The following is a 2,455-nucleotide window of genomic DNA, read 5'->3' as shown; positions in this document are numbered from 1 at the left end:
CAATATGATGGCGGCGGCTGGCATTGTGTTTGAAAGGCATGGCTACGCTACACAGGCTATTGCGGTTACCGCTTGCCTAAACCCACACCAATAAAAGATCCGTGCACCAACGCCGCCGGGCTGCACCGTCTCGCACTGCATCAACGCCGGCGCGGGTCACAGGCTGACCCTGCAGCACGGCATGGACGAGGTTGAAGAAGTCACGGCCGACATCGTCATCCTGGCCACCGGTTACGAGAACGCGGTGCCAGGCTCGTTGGAACCGATCGCGGACCGGCTGGAACAAATCGACAATGAGTTGGCTGTTCGCGAGGATTTTTCGGTGTGCTGGGACGGACCGCGTGAAAGACGCATCTTTCGTACAGAACGCGAACCTTGGGCAGCGCGGGCTCGCCGATCCGAATCTTACCCTGCTGGCCTGGCGCGCGCCGCATCCTCGACAGCCTTCTGGGGCGCGCGCCATGCGCGAACCCCGAGCATCCTGGCTTCATCAGCCGTACCTCAATCGAGAGCTGGCCCGACCCCGTGGCCGAAGAAATGGGCAGCGGGATATGACTCGTCGACTACTGATCATCGGCGGGGCATCCAAGGAATGATGTCCGCCTCCGCTGCGGCGAAGGCCGGAGCCTTCTCCGAAATCATCGTGACTGAACAAGCCCTTGGACCCATCGGCGCATCGCATTATTCTGCGGGCGTGCATTTCCCCTAGGGGGCGCGGCGAGCGCGCCAGAGTCGGCGCAAAGTATCGAATGTTTGCGCGGATCGCGACGATGGTATCGAGGGCCGACTGGCTGCAGCCGAGCGGACAAAATCCCCGTGCCTGGTCGCAAACCTCGAGCGCAGCGGCGGTCGCGATCATGTGTGGCAACATCCTCTCGCGATTGCGCCTGGTCATTCCGTTCGATTCACCGAGTTCGGCGAAGGCCGCGGTTCAGGTGGCCTCAGGCCTGAAAATTCGAGTCCTTCACGGGGACCAATTCCCTTGCCTGGCCTCGCAGAACCTGTTTCCGGCGGATCAGTAAGGGCAACCAGGCTTCGGTCCAATCAAGCATGCTGCGACCGCTCACGGTGCGATCCTCGCACCCAAATCCAGCCGCTTGTGATCTGCAATGAGGATGGAGGGCTGCGCAGGACGGAAGCAGAACGGGCCTGTTCTAGAGGCTCGTATTCCTAAGCAAAACATCGCCCTCCACTCCGCGTGGATAGCGGGTCAGCAATTCGAACGAAGGCAAAAGATCAAGAATGGCTTGCAGGGACAGCTGACCTTCATAGAGCTCGTGGTCGCTATATTCCGTGTAGATAAAGCGCGTGTTGCTCAATGTCTGTCTGCCGCCAGCAATGACATCTGACTCGGCTCCCTGCACATCCATCCAGATGAAATCGATCTTTTTCAGGTTCGCTTCGCTGCACCAGTCGTCAAGCCTTCGAGTTTCAACTGACATGGGGCGATCGAACCGAACCCAAGCATGTTCGACAAGATGATTCTTGGGTCGGCGTATCGAGCCAGATTGGTCCCATTCCTCCGCGCTTCCTTCTCCATTGCTTGGATGGAAATCAATCGTGCCATTTCGGTTGCTGAGCGCGATTTCAAACAGTTTCACCTTGTCCAGGTACGGATTCATGTTTTTCTTAAAGCGAGCAGCCGCGCGAGGGTCTGGCTCAAAGCAGTAGAGCTGTGCCTTCGGGCAAAGGCTGAGAAAACGTCGCGTATCGGTTCCGTCATTGCAGCCGATGTCCAGGACGACGGGATCGGTTTTTTGCAGAAGTGAAACGATATGCCGATGTACTTTTAATGAAGAGATCGGTTCCTGCATATGTATTTCCATCGAACTTTACCTCAACGCCTCAATTGCACACGCGACATCCCTGGAAGGTATATCAACCGGAACTCCGGGGGCTAGCGCCAGCCAACTGCGATTTTTTTCGAATGATCCCGCCTCGACCGCGCCGGTCGGTCCATGAATCTTTCGGAAGAAGTTGGACAGTTTGACTAGTCGGCGAGTGGCAGCTCGCATTCTCAGTAGACCTGTTCTCCCGGCCGACGTTTTCATATCCGCTATTCTCTATAATTCGTAAAATCGATTGTATTGATGAAACGCATCCGCACGATGGATGTTTGGCAAGCCATGCACCTGTGATTGGCCGGGAGAGGACTACGTTCGCCGGGTGGCGCTTACGTGGACCCGATCACGCTTCGAGGACGGACTAAGGGCGGATTTCTTCCAGGCCCAGTGTAGATGCTATGGCCGGCGGCGAGCGTGTGGCACCCTCGGCGCTGTTGAGCAGCTATCTAAGGAGCGTCCCCATGTCACCATTCTTTGATGCAAGCAGATCCCTTACCGCCCGGCGTTGGTGCACGGATCTTTTATTGGTGTGGGTTTAGGCAAGCGGTAACCGCAATAGCCTTTGTAGCGTAGCCATGCCTTTCAAACACAATGCCAGCCGCCGCCATCAT

Annotated in this window: 4 protein-coding genes; 2 read left to right on the top strand and 2 right to left on the bottom strand. The window is 57.0% G+C overall.

Annotated features, from left to right (window positions below; all coding sequences use genetic code 11):
• The first annotated feature begins 181 nt into the window (after positions 1–181).
• Both NKI59_RS34825 and NKI59_RS34820 read left to right on the top strand, forming a co-directional pair.
• Positions 182–709 (top strand): hypothetical protein, encoded by a 528-nt coding sequence (locus tag NKI59_RS34825; protein WP_352709048.1) that lies wholly within the window; start codon positions 182–184, stop codon positions 707–709.
• A gap of 40 nt (positions 710–749) precedes the next feature.
• Complete coding sequence (locus NKI59_RS34820) at positions 750–1,022, top strand: hypothetical protein (RefSeq protein ID WP_352709046.1); 273 nt, start codon at positions 750–752, stop codon at positions 1,020–1,022.
• A 132-nt stretch (positions 1,023–1,154) separates the two neighbouring features.
• Here NKI59_RS34820 and NKI59_RS34815 read toward each other — a convergent pair whose 3' ends face one another.
• Positions 1,155–1,802 (bottom strand): FkbM family methyltransferase, encoded by a 648-nt coding sequence (locus NKI59_RS34815; protein ID WP_502901159.1) that lies wholly within the window; start codon positions 1,800–1,802, stop codon positions 1,155–1,157.
• A 30-nt stretch (positions 1,803–1,832) separates the two neighbouring features.
• A complete protein-coding gene (locus NKI59_RS34810; protein ID WP_352709049.1) occupies positions 1,833–2,015 on the bottom strand; it encodes a GNAT family protein in 183 nt (60 codons plus the stop codon).
• Between the last annotated feature and the right edge of the window lie 440 nt (positions 2,016–2,455).

Source organism: Mesorhizobium sp. M0598 (assembly GCF_040320865.1).
Lineage (GTDB): Bacteria > Pseudomonadota > Alphaproteobacteria > Rhizobiales > Rhizobiaceae > Mesorhizobium.
The sequence above is the reverse complement of the archived record's forward strand: the minus strand, read 5'-3'. Positions and strand labels throughout refer to the sequence as shown.

Bases quoted from the DNA above. Each gene is read 5' to 3' on its own strand.
- NKI59_RS34820 (WP_352709046.1), top strand. From the start codon at position 750: ATGTTTGCGCGGATCGCGACGATGGTATCGAGGGCCGACTGGCTGCAG.
- NKI59_RS34825 (WP_352709048.1), top strand. From the start codon at position 182: ATGGACGAGGTTGAAGAAGTCACGGCCGACATCGTCATCCTGGCCACC.
- NKI59_RS34810 (WP_352709049.1), bottom strand. From the start codon at position 2,015: ATGCGAGCTGCCACTCGCCGACTAGTCAAACTGTCCAACTTCTTCCGA.